Origin of the sequence: Herminiimonas arsenitoxidans (genome assembly GCF_900130075.1) — a bacterium.
GTDB classification, from domain to species: domain Bacteria; phylum Pseudomonadota; class Gammaproteobacteria; order Burkholderiales; family Burkholderiaceae_D; genus Oxalicibacterium; species Oxalicibacterium arsenitoxidans.
The window spans coordinates 3,249,116-3,266,713 of record NZ_LT671418.1 but is presented as its reverse complement, the minus strand read 5'-3'; the positions used below and the strand labels follow the sequence as shown (position 1 = coordinate 3,266,713).

17 protein-coding genes are annotated in these 17,598 nt (G+C 52.8%); 16 read left to right on the top strand and 1 reads right to left on the bottom strand.

All coding sequences use genetic code 11. The annotated features are described in order from the left end of the window. The first annotated feature begins 36 nt into the window (after positions 1 to 36). The 16 genes from BQ6873_RS15500 to BQ6873_RS15425 all read left to right on the top strand — a co-directional run bounded on the left by BQ6873_RS15500 (position 37) and on the right by BQ6873_RS15425 (position 15,442). Positions 37 to 654, top strand: a complete 618-nt coding sequence (locus BQ6873_RS15500; protein WP_076593458.1) for an outer membrane protein assembly factor BamE — start codon at positions 37 to 39, stop codon at positions 652 to 654. 16 nt (positions 655 to 670) lie between these two features. Next, complete coding sequence (dapB, locus tag BQ6873_RS15495; RefSeq protein WP_076593457.1) at positions 671 to 1,477, top strand: 4-hydroxy-tetrahydrodipicolinate reductase; 807 nt, start codon at positions 671 to 673, stop codon at positions 1,475 to 1,477. Between the two features lie 48 nt (positions 1,478 to 1,525). Beyond that, entirely contained in the window at positions 1,526 to 2,218 is a 693-nt protein-coding gene (locus BQ6873_RS15490) for a MotA/TolQ/ExbB proton channel family protein (protein ID WP_076593456.1), read from the top strand. A 28-nt stretch (positions 2,219 to 2,246) separates the two neighbouring features. Next, positions 2,247 to 2,675, top strand: a complete 429-nt coding sequence (locus BQ6873_RS15485; RefSeq protein WP_076593455.1) for an ExbD/TolR family protein — start codon at positions 2,247 to 2,249, stop codon at positions 2,673 to 2,675. Between the two features lie 5 nt (positions 2,676 to 2,680). Further along, a complete protein-coding gene (locus BQ6873_RS15480) occupies positions 2,681 to 3,007 on the top strand; it encodes a barstar family protein (protein ID WP_076593454.1) in 327 nt (108 codons plus the stop codon). A 93-nt stretch (positions 3,008 to 3,100) separates the two neighbouring features. After that, entirely contained in the window at positions 3,101 to 5,758 is a 2,658-nt protein-coding gene (gene leuS / locus BQ6873_RS15475) for a leucine--tRNA ligase (RefSeq protein WP_076593453.1), read from the top strand. Positions 5,759 to 5,788: 30 nt separating this feature from the next. Further along, positions 5,789 to 6,334: an LPS-assembly lipoprotein LptE gene (locus tag BQ6873_RS15470; protein ID WP_076593452.1), complete on the top strand. Its 546-nt coding sequence runs from the start codon at positions 5,789 to 5,791 to the stop codon at positions 6,332 to 6,334. Then, positions 6,334 to 7,350, top strand: coding sequence for a DNA polymerase III subunit delta (gene holA, locus BQ6873_RS15465; protein WP_076593451.1), 1,017 nt, complete (start codon positions 6,334 to 6,336; stop codon positions 7,348 to 7,350). The genes BQ6873_RS15470 and holA overlap by 1 nt, the downstream gene beginning before the upstream one ends. A gap of 139 nt (positions 7,351 to 7,489) precedes the next feature. Then, complete coding sequence (locus BQ6873_RS15460; RefSeq protein ID WP_076593450.1) at positions 7,490 to 8,755, top strand: glutamate-5-semialdehyde dehydrogenase; 1,266 nt, start codon at positions 7,490 to 7,492, stop codon at positions 8,753 to 8,755. A gap of 107 nt (positions 8,756 to 8,862) precedes the next feature. Then, a complete protein-coding gene (locus BQ6873_RS15455) occupies positions 8,863 to 9,282 on the top strand; it encodes a CopD family protein (protein WP_076593449.1) in 420 nt (139 codons plus the stop codon). A gap of 18 nt (positions 9,283 to 9,300) precedes the next feature. Next, on the top strand, positions 9,301 to 9,903 hold the full coding sequence (locus BQ6873_RS15450) for a 2-hydroxychromene-2-carboxylate isomerase (protein WP_076593448.1): 603 nt from the start codon (positions 9,301 to 9,303) through the stop codon (positions 9,901 to 9,903). Between the two features lie 102 nt (positions 9,904 to 10,005). Beyond that, a complete protein-coding gene (locus BQ6873_RS15445) occupies positions 10,006 to 11,235 on the top strand; it encodes a THUMP domain-containing class I SAM-dependent RNA methyltransferase (RefSeq protein WP_076593447.1) in 1,230 nt (409 codons plus the stop codon). An 89-nt stretch (positions 11,236 to 11,324) separates the two neighbouring features. Further along, the gene (locus tag BQ6873_RS15440) at positions 11,325 to 11,699 is read left to right on the top strand and encodes a VOC family protein (RefSeq protein WP_076594169.1); all 375 of its coding nucleotides are present in this window, start codon (positions 11,325 to 11,327) and stop codon (positions 11,697 to 11,699) included. A 129-nt stretch (positions 11,700 to 11,828) separates the two neighbouring features. Continuing rightward, a complete protein-coding gene (locus BQ6873_RS15435; RefSeq protein ID WP_076593446.1) occupies positions 11,829 to 12,518 on the top strand; it encodes a helix-turn-helix transcriptional regulator in 690 nt (229 codons plus the stop codon). Positions 12,519 to 12,623: 105 nt separating this feature from the next. Then, entirely contained in the window at positions 12,624 to 14,102 is a 1,479-nt protein-coding gene (locus tag BQ6873_RS15430) for an NAD-dependent succinate-semialdehyde dehydrogenase (RefSeq protein WP_076593445.1), read from the top strand. A gap of 71 nt (positions 14,103 to 14,173) precedes the next feature. Further along, the gene (locus BQ6873_RS15425; protein ID WP_076593444.1) at positions 14,174 to 15,442 is read left to right on the top strand and encodes a multidrug effflux MFS transporter; all 1,269 of its coding nucleotides are present in this window, start codon (positions 14,174 to 14,176) and stop codon (positions 15,440 to 15,442) included. A gap of 21 nt (positions 15,443 to 15,463) precedes the next feature. Here BQ6873_RS15425 and BQ6873_RS15420 read toward each other — a convergent pair whose 3' ends face one another. Beyond that, on the bottom strand, positions 15,464 to 17,587 hold the full coding sequence (locus BQ6873_RS15420) for a diguanylate cyclase domain-containing protein (protein WP_076593443.1): 2,124 nt from the start codon (positions 17,585 to 17,587) through the stop codon (positions 15,464 to 15,466). Positions 17,588 to 17,598 lie beyond the last annotated feature (11 nt).

Sequence of the window (17,598 nt, the reverse complement as noted above, 5' to 3'; positions counted from 1 at the left end):
GTTTTCGTACAATTGCTCAATCCCTTGAGATTCCTTATGCAAATGCTGCCCCGCTATTCTAATCGTGCCCCAGCCATCGCTGGTACTTTTTGCCTTTTATTGGCAACCGTACTCACAGGTTGCGCATCGAAAAACCCGCTGATGGACGAGCCTGCACCCGTTGCCGCCGCTGCCAAACCGGCTGCCGCTCCACAGCAGGTTAAAGCTGCAGAAGAAAAAACCGCATCCACTGCGCCTGCTACTACAGCCGACGCAAAGCCAACTGCAACGCCTGTAGCCCCGCAAGCCGCGGCCACCACCGGCGTGCAAACCAAGAAAGAGAAACGCTTCCTCGGCATTTTCTCGCCTTACCGTCCTGACATCCAGCAAGGCAACTTCGTCTCGCAAGAAATGGTCGCGCAGTTGAAAGAAGGCATGACGCAGGATCAAGTCATCTTCTTGCTCGGCACACCGCTGCTGACCGATATCTTCCACGCTGAACGCTGGGATTATGCTTTCCGCATGCAAAAAGGTAATGGCGAAATCACCACCAGCCGCGTCACCGTTTTCTTCAAGGACAAAGTGGTATCGTCCTTCGAAGGTGGCGGCGATCTGCCGACTGAAAAAGACTACATTGCGCGCATTGCCGACAAAGCCAAAGAAGCCAACAAATAATTAACTGAATTTACGCATGACTCAATTGAAAATCGCAGTAGCAGGTGCATCTGGCCGTATGGGCCACATGTTGATCGAAACCATACTGAGCGCACAGGATGCAACACTGTCTGGCGCGCTGGATATTGCCAGCTCACCGGCTATCGGCACAGACGCTGCTGCCTTCCTCGGCAAACCATCCGGCGTATTAATCTCATCCGACTTCGCCCAAGGCTTGGCTAATTCCGACTTCTTGATCGACTTTACACGTCCTGAAGGTACGCTGGAGCATGTGGAATACTGCGCCGCGCACAATATCAAGATGATCATCGGCACCACCGGTTTCGATGCAGCCGGCAAGGCAGCGATCGCCGCAGCAGCTAAAAAAACTGCCATCATGTTTGCACCGAATATGAGTGTAGGCGTCAACGTCACGATGAAATTGCTGGAAATGGCTGCGAAGAATTTCTCCGAAGGCTATGACATCGAAATCATCGAAGCACATCACCGTCACAAGGTCGATGCGCCATCCGGTACCGCGATCAAAATGGGTGAAGTCATCGCCGGCGCGCTCGGCAAGGAACTCAACGATGTCGCAGTGTGGGCACGCGAAGGCGTGACCGGCGCACGTGATCCATCGTCCATCGGCTTTGCCACCGTACGCGGCGGCGACATCATCGGCGACCACACCGTATTGTTTGCTGGTGATGGTGAACGCATCGAGATTTCGCACAAATCATCCAGCCGCGTCAGTTATGCACACGGCAGCTTGCGCGCCGTCCGTTTCTTGGCTGACAAGAAAACCGGCTTGTACGATATGCAAGATGTACTCGGCTTGCGTTGAACTGAACGCTGCACACCCCAATCAAACTGATTTACTCGGATCGATAATATGAACTCAACTGCAGCGGATCAGGGCTTGGGACTGGCGCATTACTGGGCACAAGGCGATGCCGTCTCGCACGCCGTCGCTTATGTACTGCTGATCATGTCGATACTCAGCTGGTATTACATCCTGTCCAAAGCATGGAGTTCATGGCGCATCCGCAAAAGCGCCGCTGCACTGGAAGGCTTCTGGCAAGCACCTACGCTGACCGACGCAATTGCGACCATCAAAGTTGTCGATAGCGAAAACGTCTACACGCCACTGGCAGCGCAAAGCGTCGAAGCCGCCAATATCAAACCGCATGCTAATTCACTCAACGCCAATACTGATCCCGGCGAATTGATTACCCGCACCTTGCGTCAGGAAATCAATCGCGTTTCATCCAGACTGGAAACCGGTCTGACGCTGCTCGCATCCGTCGGCTCGACCGCACCATTCATCGGCCTGTTCGGCACCGTCTGGGGCATTTATCATGCGCTGGTCGCGGTATCTGCCTCCGGCACCATACAGATCGACAAGGTCGCAGGACCAGTTGGTGAAGCGCTGATCATGACCGCGCTTGGTCTGGCCGTCGCAATTCCTGCGGTGCTGGCCTATAACGCCTTTACCCGCGTCAATCGTGTCACATTGGCTGAGCTGGACGCCTTTGCGCACGATTTGCATGCCTACTTGACCACCGGCGCACGCGTCGGCAAGTAAGCCTTACGCACGCTACTCGGGAGAGAAAATGTCATTCGGCGGATTCAACGACAATCAGCACTCAGCACCCATGGCGGATATCAACGTCACGCCTATGGTGGATGTGATGCTGGTACTGCTGGTGATTTTCATCATCACCGCACCTTTATTCACGCATGCGATCAAGCTCGATCTGCCTAGTGCACAATCTGCACCTGCTCCGGCCGAACCGACGACCATTTCGCTCTCCATCAATGGCGAAGGCGCCATCTTCTGGAACAACGATCCGGTATCGCAAGACGAACTGACTGCAAAACTCGCGATCGCTGCGAAACAGCAGCCACAGCCACAAGTACAACTGCGCGCCGACAAAGGCACACGTTACGAAGTCATTGCGCAAGTCATGGCTGCCGCACAAACCAATGGCGTAACCAAACTGGGCTTTGTGACCGAAGCGCCGCAATCCTCCAAGAAATAAGATCCATGGCCGTCGTTCATTTAAACGGTGAGACCATCACCGATCAACAATCCTTTCATAGCGCATGCAAGACTGCATTCGGTTTCCCGGATTTCTACGGCGAGAATATGGATGCTTGGGTCGATTGCCTCAGTTATCTGCGTGATGAAGAGAACATGACAAAATTTCTCCTCAAACCGAACGAAAAGCTGCAAATCGTCATAGATCAGGCAGAAATATTGCGCAAAAACGTCCCTGACCTCCTCGAAGAATTAAGCTTCTGCATCGAAGGTATTAACGAGCGCTACGCCGATTACGGCGAAAATCCGGCGCTCGAACTCAAACTAGCCTGAACTTCCGCCCTAATTGCCTCGCCTCTGACGCGCCATCTGAGTGGACGAACCAGTATAATCACGGGTTCACATTCACTTTTGGCTCCATCCGTCATGCAAGATAAATACAGCCCCGCCGAAGTAGAAAAATCGGCGCACGACCACTGGCAGGCAATCGACGCTTACAAGGCCGTCGAACACGCCAAGGATAAAAACGGCAACGACAAGAAGAAATTCTATGCTTGCTCTATGCTGCCGTACCCATCCGGCAAGCTGCACATGGGGCATGTGCGCAACTACACCATCAATGACGTGATGTACCGCTACCTGCGGATGAATGGCTACAACGTGTTGATGCCTATGGGCTGGGACGCGTTCGGCATGCCGGCGGAAAACGCAGCGATGGCGAACAATGTGCCACCAGCGCAATGGACTTACGCCAACATCGACTACATGAAGACGCAAATGGCGTCCATGGGCTTGGCCATCGACTGGTCGCGCGAAATGACCGCATGCAAGCCTGAGTATTACAAATGGAACCAGTGGATGTTCCTGAAGATGCTCGAGAAAGGCATCATCTACAAAAAAACCGGTACCGTGAACTGGGATCCTATCGATCAAACGGTACTGGCAAATGAACAAGTCATCGACGGTCGCGGCTGGCGCTCCGGCGCGCTGATCGAAAAGCGCGAAATCCCGATGTACTACGCGCGCATCACCGATTACGCAGAAGAACTACTCGACCACGTCGATAACAAATTGCCAGGCTGGCCAGAACGCGTGCGCACCATGCAAGCCAACTGGATAGGCAAATCGACAGGTGTACGTTTTGCTTTCCCGCACGATATCGAAGAAGACGGCAAGCTGATCAATGACGGCAAGTTGTGGGTTTTCACCACCCGTGCCGACACGATTAAAGGCGTGACTTTCTGCGCAGTAGCACCGGAACATGCGCTGGCGACTTTCGCAGCAAAAAACAATCCCGAACTGGCCGACTTCATTGCCGAATGCAAACTCGGCAGCGTCATCGAAGCCGATATGGCAACGATGGAAAAGAAAGGCATGCCTACCGGCTTGTTCGTCAAACATCCATTGACGCACCAACTGGTTGAAGTCTGGGTCGGCAACTACGTACTGATCACTTACGGCGATGGTGCCGTGATGGGCGTGCCAGCACATGACGAACGCGATTTCGCGTTTGCACAAAAATACGTACTGCCTATTCACCCAGTCATCGACGTAGAAGGCAAAACTTTTTCAGAAGTGAGCTGGCACGACTGGTACGGCGACAAGGAAAATGGTCGCTGCATCAATTCCGGCAAATACGATGGTTTGAATTATCAGCAAGCGGTTGATGCCATCGCGGCCGATCTGGCTGAGCTCGGTCTGGGCGAAAAGAAAATCACCTATCGCCTGCGCGACTGGGGCATTTCGCGCCAACGTTATTGGGGTACACCGATCCCAATGATCAACTGCGCTGATTGCGGTGCGGTACCTGTACCTGAAAAAGATTTGCCGGTCGTCTTGCCGGAAGATTGTGTGCCGGACGGCAGCGGCAATCCGCTGAACAAGCACGAAGCCTTCCTCAAATGCGATTGTCCGAAATGCGGCAAACCTGCGCGTCGCGAAACCGACACGATGGATACCTTCGTTGATTCGTCGTGGTACTACATGCGCTATTGCTCGCCTAACAGCAACGACGCGATGGTCGACAGCCGCAACGATTACTGGATGCCTATGGACCAGTACATCGGAGGTATCGAACACGCGGTCTTGCATTTGCTGTACGCACGCTTCTGGACCAAGGTCATGCGCGATTTTGGCCTCATCAAATTTGATGAGCCATTTACCAATCTGCTGACGCAGGGCATGGTTCTGAACGAAACCTACTATCGTGAAGAAGCCAATGGCAAAAAGACTTGGTACAACCCGGCCGATGTGCAACTGGAACTCGACGACAAGGGGCGCCCTGTATCTGCGATCCTGGCCAGCGACCGTCAGCGGGTAGAAATCGGCGGTACAGAAAAAATGTCGAAGTCGAAGAACAACGGCATTGACCCACAAGCGCAAATCGATCAGTACGGCGCAGATACTGCGCGTCTGTTCACGATGTTCGCCTCGTCACCGGAACAAACATTGGAATGGTCGGGCGCAGGCGTAGAAGGCGCAAACCGCTTCCTGCGTCGGGTCTGGGCTTACGCCTACAATCAGTCGGCACGCATTAGCACCGCTCTGGCCACACCTATTGTGCCCGGAGCACGCGACTATACTGAAGTTCACAAGACGCTGCGCCGCGAACTGCACAAGATCCTGCAGCAAGCAGACAACGATTTCAAACGCATTCAGTACAACACGGTCGTGTCTGCCAGCATGAAAATGCTGAATACATTGGAAGGTGCCAAGCTGGATGATTCTGCGGCGTCGAGTGCAGTCGTCACAGAAGGCTTATCTATCTTCCTGCGCGTGCTGAATCCGGTCGCACCACACATCACGCACGCACTGTGGCAAGAACTTGGCTACGCCACATTGTTCGGCGACATCCTCGATGCCGCATGGCCACAAGTTGATGAAAGCGCGCTGGAACAAGCCGAAATCGAAATGATGATTCAGGTTAACGGCAAGCTGCGCGGCAGCATCATCGTTGCCAAGGATGCTGACAAGGCTATGATCGAAGCAGCGGCGTTGGCAAATGAAAGCGTACAGAAATTCATCGAAGGCACACCGAAAAAAATCATCGTGGTGCCGGGAAAACTGGTCAGTATCGTTGTCTGATTTGAAGTATCAACCGACGCAGGATTACTCATGTTAAAAAATCGCCGCCTTATTTTTACTGCACTGGCCTCGACTGTCATGCTGTCTGCCTGCGGCTTCAAGCTGCGCGGCTCGGTGCTTGGTGAGAACTTGCCGTTCAAGTCGATTTTTGTTACGCCACCCGATGCAGCCAATTACTCGGCAAACGCCTCGCTGGGAGCGATGCTACGCCGCTATATACGCGGCAGTGGTGAACTTGAACTCAAAACATCGCAAAAAGAAGCTGAAGTCACACTCGACCTCATGAGTGAGGTCCGGAATAAGGTCATCTTATCCCTGAATAGCCAGGGTCGTGTGCGCGAATACATGCTGTATTACAACGTCACCTTCCGTGTCCTCGACAGCAAGGGCCTGATACTGCTGGAGCCAACCCTGATCACATTGAAACGCGATATGAGCTACAACGAATCACAAGCTCTGGCAAAAGAAGCTGAAGAAGTTACGCTATATCGAGATATGCAATCAGATGCAGTACAGCAGATTCTGCGTCGTCTGGCTGGCGTCAAGCTGGTGGACAACGGTCCTGCAGAAAAATAATGCAACTGCGCATAGATGCTCTCGACACGCATTTGACCAAGCCGCTCGCCGGCTTGTATGTCATCACGAGCGACGAGCATCTGCTGGCACTGGAAGCCGCCGACAAGATACGTAAAACTGCACGTACACAAGGTTTTTCCGAACGCGAAGTATTGCTTGTCGATCGCAGCTTCAAATGGGGCGAATTGCTGGCAGCCAATCAATCGCAATCATTATTTGGCGACAAGAAACTGATCGAGTTGCGCATCCCCACCGGCAAGCCAGGCAAGGATGGCGGCAAAGCGCTGCAGGATTACGCGGCATCGCTCAGTCCGGACAATGTCACCTTGATCACATTGCCGAAACTTGATTGGGCAACACAGAAAGCAGCCTGGGTCGCCAGCCTGCAGCAAGCCAGCGTGTACATCGATATTCCATTGGTCGAGCGCGCGCAATTACCAGCATGGCTAGGTATTCGCCTCGCAGCACAGCGCCAAAGTGCTAACCGCGAATGTCTGGATTTCATTGCCGATAGAGTAGAAGGCAATTTGCTGGCCGCGCATCAGGAAATCCAGAAACTGGCCCTGCTCTACCCAGAAGGCCCTTTAAGTTTCGAGCAGATCCATGACGCCGTGCTGAACGTCGCGCGCTACGATGTATTCAAGCTGAATGAAGCAATGCTGAGTGGCGATACTGCGCGTCTGGTCCGCATGCTGGAAGGCTTGAAAGGCGAAGGTGAAGCCTTGCCGCTGGTACTGTGGGCCGTAGCAGAAGAAATTCGCACCTTGCTAAAGCTGAAATCAGGCGTCGCGCAAGGCAAGCCACTTGGCCAATTGACAAAAGAATATCGCATCTGGGGCCCACGCGAACGTCTGATCGAACCAGCCCTACGTAGACTGAAATTGTCGACCTTGGAAGGCGCGCTGCAAGAAGCCGCACAAATCGATAAGATGGTGAAAGGTTTACGCGCGAAGAAGTTCTCCGGCGATGCATGGGATGCCATGCTGCAACTAGGATTGAAGATTGCGCGCGGTTAGCCAGCAATAGAGCCTTGGCTCTTGCACAAGGCGCACCATATACATGTTTGCATCGGCAGCAAGCGCTCCAGATAATTCCAGACTGTAGTTTTAGAAACTATCAATTCATTAACCGACACACCAACCATTCCTTAGCAAAATGGATATCAAGCAATACATGAAAGAAGTTGGGCTACGTGCACGCAAAGCATCGCGCGCCATGGCCAAAGCCGATACTGCGGCAAAGAATCAGGCATTGTTATTGATCGCAGCCGCGATTCGTCGCGATGCAGATGCGCTGCGCGCAGCCAATCATCAAGATCTGGAAGCAGCGCGTGCCAGCGGCTTGGCACCCGCCCTGCTCGATCGTCTGACCTTGTCCGATAAAGCCATCGCCACCATGGCAGAAGGTCTGGAGCAAATCGTCGCCCTGCCCGACCCTATCGGCGAAATCTCGAACATGAAATACCGTCCGACCGGCATCCAGGTCGGCCAGATGCGCGTACCGCTGGGCGTCATCGGCATCATTTATGAAGCCCGCCCTAACGTCACCGTTGATGCGGCAGGCTTGTGCATCAAGAGTGGCAACGCAACCATTCTGCGCGGTGGCTCCGAAGCAATCCATTGTAATCAGGCGCTGGCAAAAATCGTCAGCGAAGGTTTGGCCGGTGCCGGCTTGCCTGCTGATGCCGTACAAATCGTGGAAACCACGGATAGAGCAGCAGTCGGTGAATTGATTACGATGCCTGAATATGTGGACGTCATCGTGCCACGCGGCGGCAAAGGTTTGATCGAGCGCTTGATGAAAGAATCCAAGGTGCCGATGATCAAGCATCTGGATGGTATCTGCCACGTCTACATCGACAGCAATGCTGACCTGAAAAAAGCGCTGGATATTTCATTCAACGCAAAATGCCATCGTTACGGCACTTGCAACACGATGGAAACATTGTTGGTCGCGCGTTCAATTGCGCCTGCGGTTTTGCCAGAGCTGGCTAAATTGTATGCAACGAAGGAAGTGGAATTGCGTGCTGATGATGAAGCCCGCGCCATTTTGCAAGGTTATCCGCATTTGACCGTAGTGACCGAGCAGGACTGGAGCGAAGAATATCTGGCAGCCATACTCTCCGTCAAAATCGTTGACGGCATGGATGAAGCTATCGATCACATCAATACCTACTCGTCGCAGCACACGGACTCCATCGTCACTGAGGATTACACACGTGCAATGCGTTTCCTGCGTGAAGTTGATTCGGCATCCGTCATGATCAATGCGTCGACCCGCTTTGCTGATGGTTTTGAGTACGGTTTGGGTGCAGAAATCGGCATCTCGAACGACAAATTACATGCACGCGGACCAGTCGGCCTGGATGGATTAACGTCCTTGAAATACGTAGTCTTTGGGCATGGGGAAGTGCGTGTCTAGTGCCGTGCACAGGAGTGTTGCCTTGCAAGGCAATGCCCCGCTAAATTACTGTTTCACCACGGCAAAGTACGTATCGGACGCCATTCACGCACTAGCAGGGAAATAATATGCTTTGGATTAAATCACTGCACATCGTGTTCGTCATCTCGTGGTTCGCCGGCTTGTTTTACTTGCCGCGTATCTTCGTCAATCTGGCAATGGAAACCGATGCCACAGCAACTACACGCCTGCTGTTAATGGCGCGCAAGCTGTATCGCTTCACGTCTATTCTCGCAGTACCTGCCGTGCTGTTCGGCGTCGCCTTGCTGTTTTACGGCTTCGGCCAAGGCCCTGGCAGTATGTGGTTGCATGTGAAGCTGGTGTTTGTCATTTTGGCTATCGGCTACCATCACGCCTGCAATTCACTTTTGAAAAAATTCGAGCTCGGCACCAATAAGCGCAGCCATACATGGTTCCGCTGGTTCAATGAAGTGCCGGTGGTTTTGCTGCTGGCAATCGTGATCCTGGTCGTGGTCAAACCGTTTTAATTATTTCCGGAGTTTTCCATGGCAAAGATTTGCGAATATTATTTTGCGCCCCAATCACCGTGGGCTTACTTTGGACATGCACGTCTGATCGCACTGGCAAAACAATACGACGTACAAATCGAGATGAAACCTATCGATTTGCAAAAAGTGTTCAGCGTCTCTGGCGGTTTGCCATTGGCAAAACGGCCACCGCAACGTCAAGCATATCGACTGCTCGAACTAAAGCGCTGGAGCGCTCACCTTAATCTGCCACTGAATCCGCAACCGAAGTTTTCACCGGTATCCGGCGATCCTGCTGCCAAACTGATCATCGCCACCAAGCTCGCACACGGTACCGATGCGGCACTGGCACTGACTAGCGCCATCATGCACGCGTTCTGGGCCGATGATAAAAACATCATGGATGCAGATACCTTGGCCGCATTGGCGAATGCCGCAGGCTACGATGGCAACGCATTAATGAAATCGTCAGAAACAACCAGCGTACAAAACGAATACGATCAATTCACCAACGATGCAATGGCAGCCAGCGTATTCGGCGCGCCATGGTATGTCGTCGATGGCGAAGCGTTCTGGGGTCAAGACAGGTTGGACTTCGTCGAACGCGCTTTCCAAAAATAAGTACAGCTAGACAGTAGTAAAAAAGTAGTACCACACGGTACGTGCGACACATCATCTCGATGTGGTCGCGCGTCTATTTTCATAACGGATAAAAGGTCCCCCATGTCATCATCACACTCCTATTTTTGCCCATGCCCGCGCGGCCTGGAAATTGCACTAGCTGAAGAACTCAACGAGATCGCAGCAACACCTGGCAGTGGCAACACGCTCAAGGTACATACACAAGTTCCTGGCGGCGTACATTGCTCCGGCACTTTGCAGGATGCGTATCGCATCAATTTGCATTCGCGCATTGCATCGCGCGTGCTGATGCGCATGGCGCACGCCAGCTACACCACCGAAAACGACATTTACGATCTGACACTGGCACAAGCATGGGAAGACTGGTTTGAAGTCGATCACACCATCCGCATCGATGTGACCGCAATCAAATCCCCACTGCGGAGTCTGGAATTCACCACTCTGAAAATCAAGGACGCCATCTGCGATCGTTTCCGTGACATCTACGACAGACGCCCATCCGTTGATACAAAAATGCCTGATATGCGCGTCGTCGGTTTTCTCGATGCACGTACGTTCACCTTGTATCTCGACACCTCAGGTGAAGCATTATTCAAACGCGGCTGGCGCATGGAAACCGGCGATGCACCTTTGCGTGAAAATCTGGCAGCTGGTCTGTTGCGCACTACCGGCTGGAAGCCAGGCATGACCTTGTTCGATCCTATGTGTGGCTCCGGCACCATCTTGGCAGAAGCAGCACAAATGGTGGCAGGTATTCCACCAGGCTTGCATCGCAACTTCGCATTCGAGAAATTTGCAGGCTTTAGCAAGGATGAATGGGCTGCAATCAAAGCCAGCGTCAAACCAAATGTCTTGCCAGAGACACCTACTATTTTCGGCAGTGATATTTCCGGCGATATGGTCGCCATGACACGCAACAATTTGAACAAAGCCGGAATTCGATTCGAAGTCCCGCTCAAGCAAATTGAAGCGCAAGAAGTCAAAGCGCCAAGTGAAACACCTGGCATCCTGCTGACCAACCCGCCATACGGCGAACGGATAGGCTTGCGTGGCGACAGCACGATAGAAGGCGATGAGATGGCGAAGGAATTCTTCAGCGCCCTCGGCACCACACTCAAGCAACGCTTCGCCGGCTGGAAAGTCTTTTTGTTCACAGCTGATCTCGGACTGCCGAAATTGCTGCGTCTGAAAGAAGCGCGCAAAACGCCTTTCTTCAACGGTGCGATCGAATGTCGTCTATTCCGCTTTGACATGGTGGCCGGCTTCAATCGCCGCGAACAAGCCATACCCAAGACTGATTCCAAAGAGTAAGCAAACTTCCTGAAGTCTCCTGACATAATGCTGTCAGGAGCACTCCCGCATGATGCGTCTTGCCATTTGGCATTTCCTTCGAGGACATCATGCAAACAAAAATTAACTGGTTTGAAATTCCCTCCACCGACTTCGGTCGCGCCACACGTTTTTATGAAGCCCTGTTCGACACCACCCTCCGCATCGAAGAAGGCAATGCAGAGCTGATGAAGATGGCCATATTCACCGACCCTAGTGGCACAACCTGCGGCAGCGTCACCCATAGCGAGTACTCCCAACCCAGCAGCAACGGCACCATGATTTATCTGGATGCCAGTCCGTCTATCGATACAGTACTGACGCGCATTGCACCAGCTGGCGGAAAAATTTACTTGCCAAAAACGGAGCTGCCGGACGATATCGGCTTCATCGCACACTTTATCGATACCGAAGGCAATTTGGTTGGACTGCACGCACAACATTAAACCTGCATAAACGTGAACTGGACGGTGAGGTGTGCATTTGTCAGAATGAGGCGGCAAACCTCATTCTGGATCACCATCCAATCTCATATTTGGAGCGCAAGATGCTGTCACTGTATTTAATCATCTGCCATGCGTCGCGCTGAACGCCTGTTTCAGATCGCGCAGTATTTGCGCGGTCGTCGACTCACCACGGCACATCAATTGTCCGAATGGTTAGCCGTATCGGAACGCACGATTTATCGCGACATCCGTGACCTGTCGCTATCCGGTGTTCCCATCGAAGGCGAAGCCGGTGTTGGTTATCGCGTCAAGGCGGGCTACGATCTGCAACCGCTGATGTTTTCCACCGATGAAATCGAAGCGATGGTCACCGGCATGCGCATGGTGCAAGCCTGGGGCGGACCGCAACTGGCTGCATCCAGTGCCGCAGCATTGGCGAAAATCACGCTTGCACTGCCGCGCGAGAAACGTGACTTCGTCGAAGCAACACCTTTGTTTGCGCCCGATTTCCATATCGATCCTTTGCATGGCGAAAGACTGGAAACCATACGACAGGCAATAGGCAAGCAAAACAAGCTGTTGCTGGATTACGTCGATGCCAAACAGCAAGCGACCTGCCGCACAATCTGGCCGCTGGCTTTGTACTTTTGGGGTGGTGGCTGGTCCATCGCTGCCTGGTGCGAGACGCGTAGCGACTTCCGCTCCTTCCGTCTGGATCGCATCAGTACGCTGCACATAGTCGATTGCTATTCCAGTGTCAGCGGTCGTCGACTCGCCGACTTTGTACGTGAGATGAAGAAAAACATCGATTATTCCTGACATCGATTTCTCCACGACATCACTACATCACCACGTTTCCAGCCTCTCTCAGCGCAGTCACTGCGATTGGGCTATGCTTTTCCTTTTGCAACGCAGGAGCATGCCATGTTAGATACCGTCCATCACCATTTCCAATTGAAAGACGCAACACTATTGCGCGATGCAGCTTATATCGATGGTAAATGGGTCAAGGCAACGGGCAGCTTCAAGGTTACGAATCCGGCGAATGGCAGCACCATAGGCAGCGTGCCGAACATGGGCGCAGAAGAAACAGAAGCCGCCATCCAGGCCGCACATCTCGCCTTCCCTGCCTGGGCTGCTAAAACCGGCAAGGAGCGCTCTATCGTCATGCGTAAGTGGTTTGACCTCATCATCGCCAATGCAGATGATCTGGCGGCTCTCATGACCGCAGAACAAGGCAAGCCGCTGATTGAATCCAAAGGCGAAGTCATTTACGGCGCCAGCTTCATCGAATGGTTTGCCGAAGAAGCCAAACGTGTCAGCGGCGATGTGATGGCCTCGACCTGGAGCGACAAGCGTACTGTCACGCTCAAACAGCCTATAGGCGTATGCGCATCGATTACGCCGTGGAATTTCCCGATTGCAATGATCACACGCAAAGTTGGACCTGCCGTTGCCGCCGGTTGCACCATCGTCATCAAACCAGCTGAACAAACCCCGCTGTCTGCACTGGCGATTGCAGAACTGGCGCATCGTGCCGGCATTCCTGCCGGTGTCATCAACGTCATCACGGCAGATGCAGATAAATCAATTGCAGTCGGCAAAGTACTTTGCTCCAGTGCTATCGTGCGTCACGTCTCGTTCACCGGCTCAACACCGGTTGGTCGCATCCTGATGGAACAATGCGCACCTACCGTCAAAAAAATCGGCCTGGAACTCGGTGGTCACGCGCCCTTCATCGTGTTTGACGATGCAGATCTGGATGCAGCAGTCGCAGGTGCACTGCAATCCAAGTATCGCAATGCCGGTCAAACTTGCGTCTGCACCAATCGCTTCTATGTGCATGAATCGATTTACGATGCCTTCGTACAAAAACTGGGTGCAGGTGCCGCACAGATCAAGGTTGGCAATGGTTTCGAGCAAGGCGTGTTGCAAGGCCCGCTGATCGATGAGCAAGCGATCAAGAAAGTCGAACAGCATGTCAGCGACGCAGTGAAAAAAGGCGCGCAGGTCATTACCGGCGGCAAGCCACATGCACTCGGCGGTTATTTTTATGAACCGACCGTCTTATCGAATATCAGCAATGACATGTTGATCATGCATGAAGAAACCTTTGGCCCGGTCGCTGCCGTCATCAAGTTTAAAACCGAGGACGAAGTAGTCGCCGCTGCCAACAATACCGATTTCGGTCTTGCCAGTTATTTCTATTCGCGCGATATCGGCCGTGTCTGGCGCGTCGCAGAAAAACTGGAATACGGTATGGTCGGCATCAATACCGGTTTGATCTCCAATGAAGTCGCGCCGTTCGGCGGCGTCAAGCAATCCGGTCTCGGCCGCGAAGGCTCCAAGTACGGCATAGAAGAATATCTGGAAATTAAATACCTTTGCATGGGCGGCATCTAAACACGTCGCTCCTGACAATCAACACCACACATCGGCCTCACGATTTGTTCAAGTAGAAAAGAGTAATACCGATGTCTCACACACCAGAAACACCCGCGCGTCCTGTCACCGCCATCGTCATCAACAGCACTGCGCTGGCGGTGATGCTGGCGGCCTTGTCCATGCTCGGGCCTTTTTCCATCGACGCTTATTTGCCGGCATTCCCTAATATTCAAGCAACGCTTGGTGCCACTGCGCTGGAAGTTCAGCAAACGCTAACCGCTTATCTACTCTCGTTTGCCGTGATGATACTGTGGCATGGTGCCTTGTCAGACGCTTTTGGCAGACGCAATATCATTCTGGTTTCACTCGCGGTCTTTGCTGTTGCAACGCTCGCTTGCGCGGCCGTACACAGCATCGAATATCTGTGGATCTTCCGTATGTTACAAGGCATCTCTGCGGGTGCAGGTGTGGTGATCGGGCGCGCGATTATTCGCGATCTGTATGCCGGTGCCGCGGCCGAACGTTTGCTGTCGCTGGTAACGATGATTTTTTCCATCTCACCGGCCATTGCTCCTATTCTCGGCGGCTGGATAGTCCAGCATTCGAATTGGCGCGCCATCTTTCTCGCCTTGTTCGTGTATGCGATATTGCTGCTTTTCTATTGCTACAAACGCTTGCCGGAATCGCTACCGCTAGAGAAGCGTCAGCCCTTTAATCCGCACTTTCTGTATCACAGTTACAAGCGTGTCTTTCGCTCGCCACTGTTTCATTTGAAGGCGGGAGCGGTTGCGTTTAATTTTGCCGGCATGTTTTTGTATGTCGCTGCTGCACCTGTATTCCTGGTTCAGCATCTTGGCCTGGGCCCCGAACAGTTCGGCTGGCAGTTCATTCCTATGGTGTCAGGAATTTTCTGCGGTGCACTGACGGCCAATCGCTTGGCTGGCAATATTCCCACCTCGCGACAAGTGCTGATCGGATTTGCCTTTTTGGTCGGTGCAGCTGTATTCAATGTGAGCTATCACACCATGCTGCCACCGACGTTGCCGTGGTCGGTTCTACCCTTATTTTTCTACACCTTCGGCATGTCTATGGTGGCACCTGGCGCAACGTTACTGGTGCTGGATCTGTTCCCGAATATTCGCGGCATCGTTGCTTCGTGCCAGTCATTTGTCATGATGATACTGGGTGCGCTGGTCGCCGGCGTGATTGCGCCAGTCTTATCGCATTCACCACTGTCACTCGCAAGCGGACAACTGTTTTTTACAGTGGTCGCATTGAGCTTGTGGTTGGGAGGACGTAGTTATCGACGCCGACTGGATGCGCGCAAAGAACCCAATGCATGGGGAACGATAGAATAATTTTTACAGCACTGCTAATCGCTAGACTGCGACTGCACGATTCTTTCCATTCTTTTTCGCTACATACATCGCACCATCTGCCAGCGTGATCAATTGCTCGGCAGTGGTGCTGTCTTCAGGCCAATGCATGGCGATGCCTATGCTGGCCGATATCGATACAGTCGCCGCCGTCAATGTAAATGGTTGCTGCAGCGTCTGCAATATTTTGTCCGCAACTTCAATCGCATCTGCATCGCCATTGATCATTTCCAGCACGATGACAAACTCATCGCCTGCCAGTCGCGCCACCGTATCAGTGGTGCGCACAGCGCCTGACAAACGTTGTCCAATCGTACGCAAGAGTTCATCTCCCGCCTCATGTCCGTAGCCGTCGTTGATCCCCTTGAAACCATCAAGATCAAGGAAGAGCACTGCCAGCGGTTTGCCCAAGCGTGCTGCACGTGCAATTGACTCCGGCAGTTTTTGCATCAGCGCGCGACGATTAGGCAAATCGGTCAGCGCATCTTTTAATGCCATACCCATCAACGATGCCTGCAGCAATTTTCTCTCTGTAATGTCATGCAGGAAGGCGATAAACAAATAACCATCGCGGCGTGGCACGCAAGCAACTGCCAGCTCAATCGGGAACTCAACGCCATCACGGCGCAATGCCGTCACTTCTATCCGCTGATTGATGATATTGCTTTCGCCCGTGGCGATGAAATGTTGTAAGTCTTGCGCATAGTCTTCGCGCATTGCCGGTGGCACCACCATTTCCGACAGGTTTTGCCCTATCGCCTCACGACGCGTCCAGCCTAAAAGGTGCTCCGCCTGTTCATTCCAGTCGACGATGATGCCATTTTGATCCATCGCGATAAAAGCATCGTTCGCGTTCTGCAAGGTCGCGCGTAATTCTGCTTCGCTATCTCTCAGCCGTTCTTGAATAATCAGTTGCTGCGCCAAGGCCTCTTCCAGTGCTCCCGCTTTTTTTTCTATCTCTCTGGTACGCTCCTGCACCAGATGCTCCAGATTTTCATTCAAGGTGTGCAGCCTTTTCACGTGCTGCCGCTCACGCTCCACCATATCTGCCAGCGTGACAGAAAGCAGATGCACTTCGTGGTAGTTGGGGATGATGGGAATTTGCTCGAAATCATCATCTCGACGTCGCACTATCGCTGCGCTCAAATCATCCAGTGGTTTGGCCAGTCCTCGCGCCAATCCAACGGCGACCAGTGCCAGTAGTAAACCAACCAGGCCACCAACCAATAGAATCTGCTTTTGCAAATCACGGAAAGCCGCCAAGGCTATCTCTTCCGGCTGGCGTATCAATACTGACCATTTCAGCGATGAATAAGCAGCACGTCCACCCGTCTGCGAATAGCCGGTCAGATAACGCTGTCCATCTGGCCATTTCTCGGCAATAGCTCCCGTGCGACCGGTACGAGACAAGGCTACGCTGCGCGTATTGATGGTGCTTTCTTCCAGATAATCTGGCCCGAGTATCACCATGCCGTCATTTCGTACAACGATCACTTCGACCATGTATTGTCGATCTGTCGGCACCAGCAATTCGTTCGCAATACTACGCGCCCAGTCCCAACTCAAATGTATGCCAAGCACACCGCGATACATACCATTGCTGTGCGTGATTGGTAAGGCCACATCCACAAAACGCCAACGCTCATCCGTATTGGGCAGTTTGTTTTCCAGCAAGGTGGAAGGATGGTAGTCGCCGATAAACAGCTGCTTTTGTCCGCCCATGAACCAGGGACGCTGACTGACATCAACACCGTCCAGCAAACCGTCCGAGGCAGCGATCACCATGCCTTTGGTATCGGTCAAACCTATCCAGGCGTAGTTGGAAAAATTTCTGTGTATGTTGTCGAAGACTCTTTGGATATCGGCAGCATTGTCCGAGTCTCGTACCGTCGCCAGATTGGCAATGACCTGCGTATGGTCAACCACCCGCGCAATGCCACGATCGAGGGAGTCACGCATCTGCCACGATAATTGCTGGAGACGTTCTTGCGCCTGTTGCTTCGCGTATGTTGCAGCGAAATGATCGACCAGTACCAATAAGGCCAGCATAGTAACGATAACGGTGGCACACACACCTATCGTCACTAGTGTGGCAAGCCGCAAGCGGTCTGGTGTTTTAGGTCTCATTCGAGGTCCCG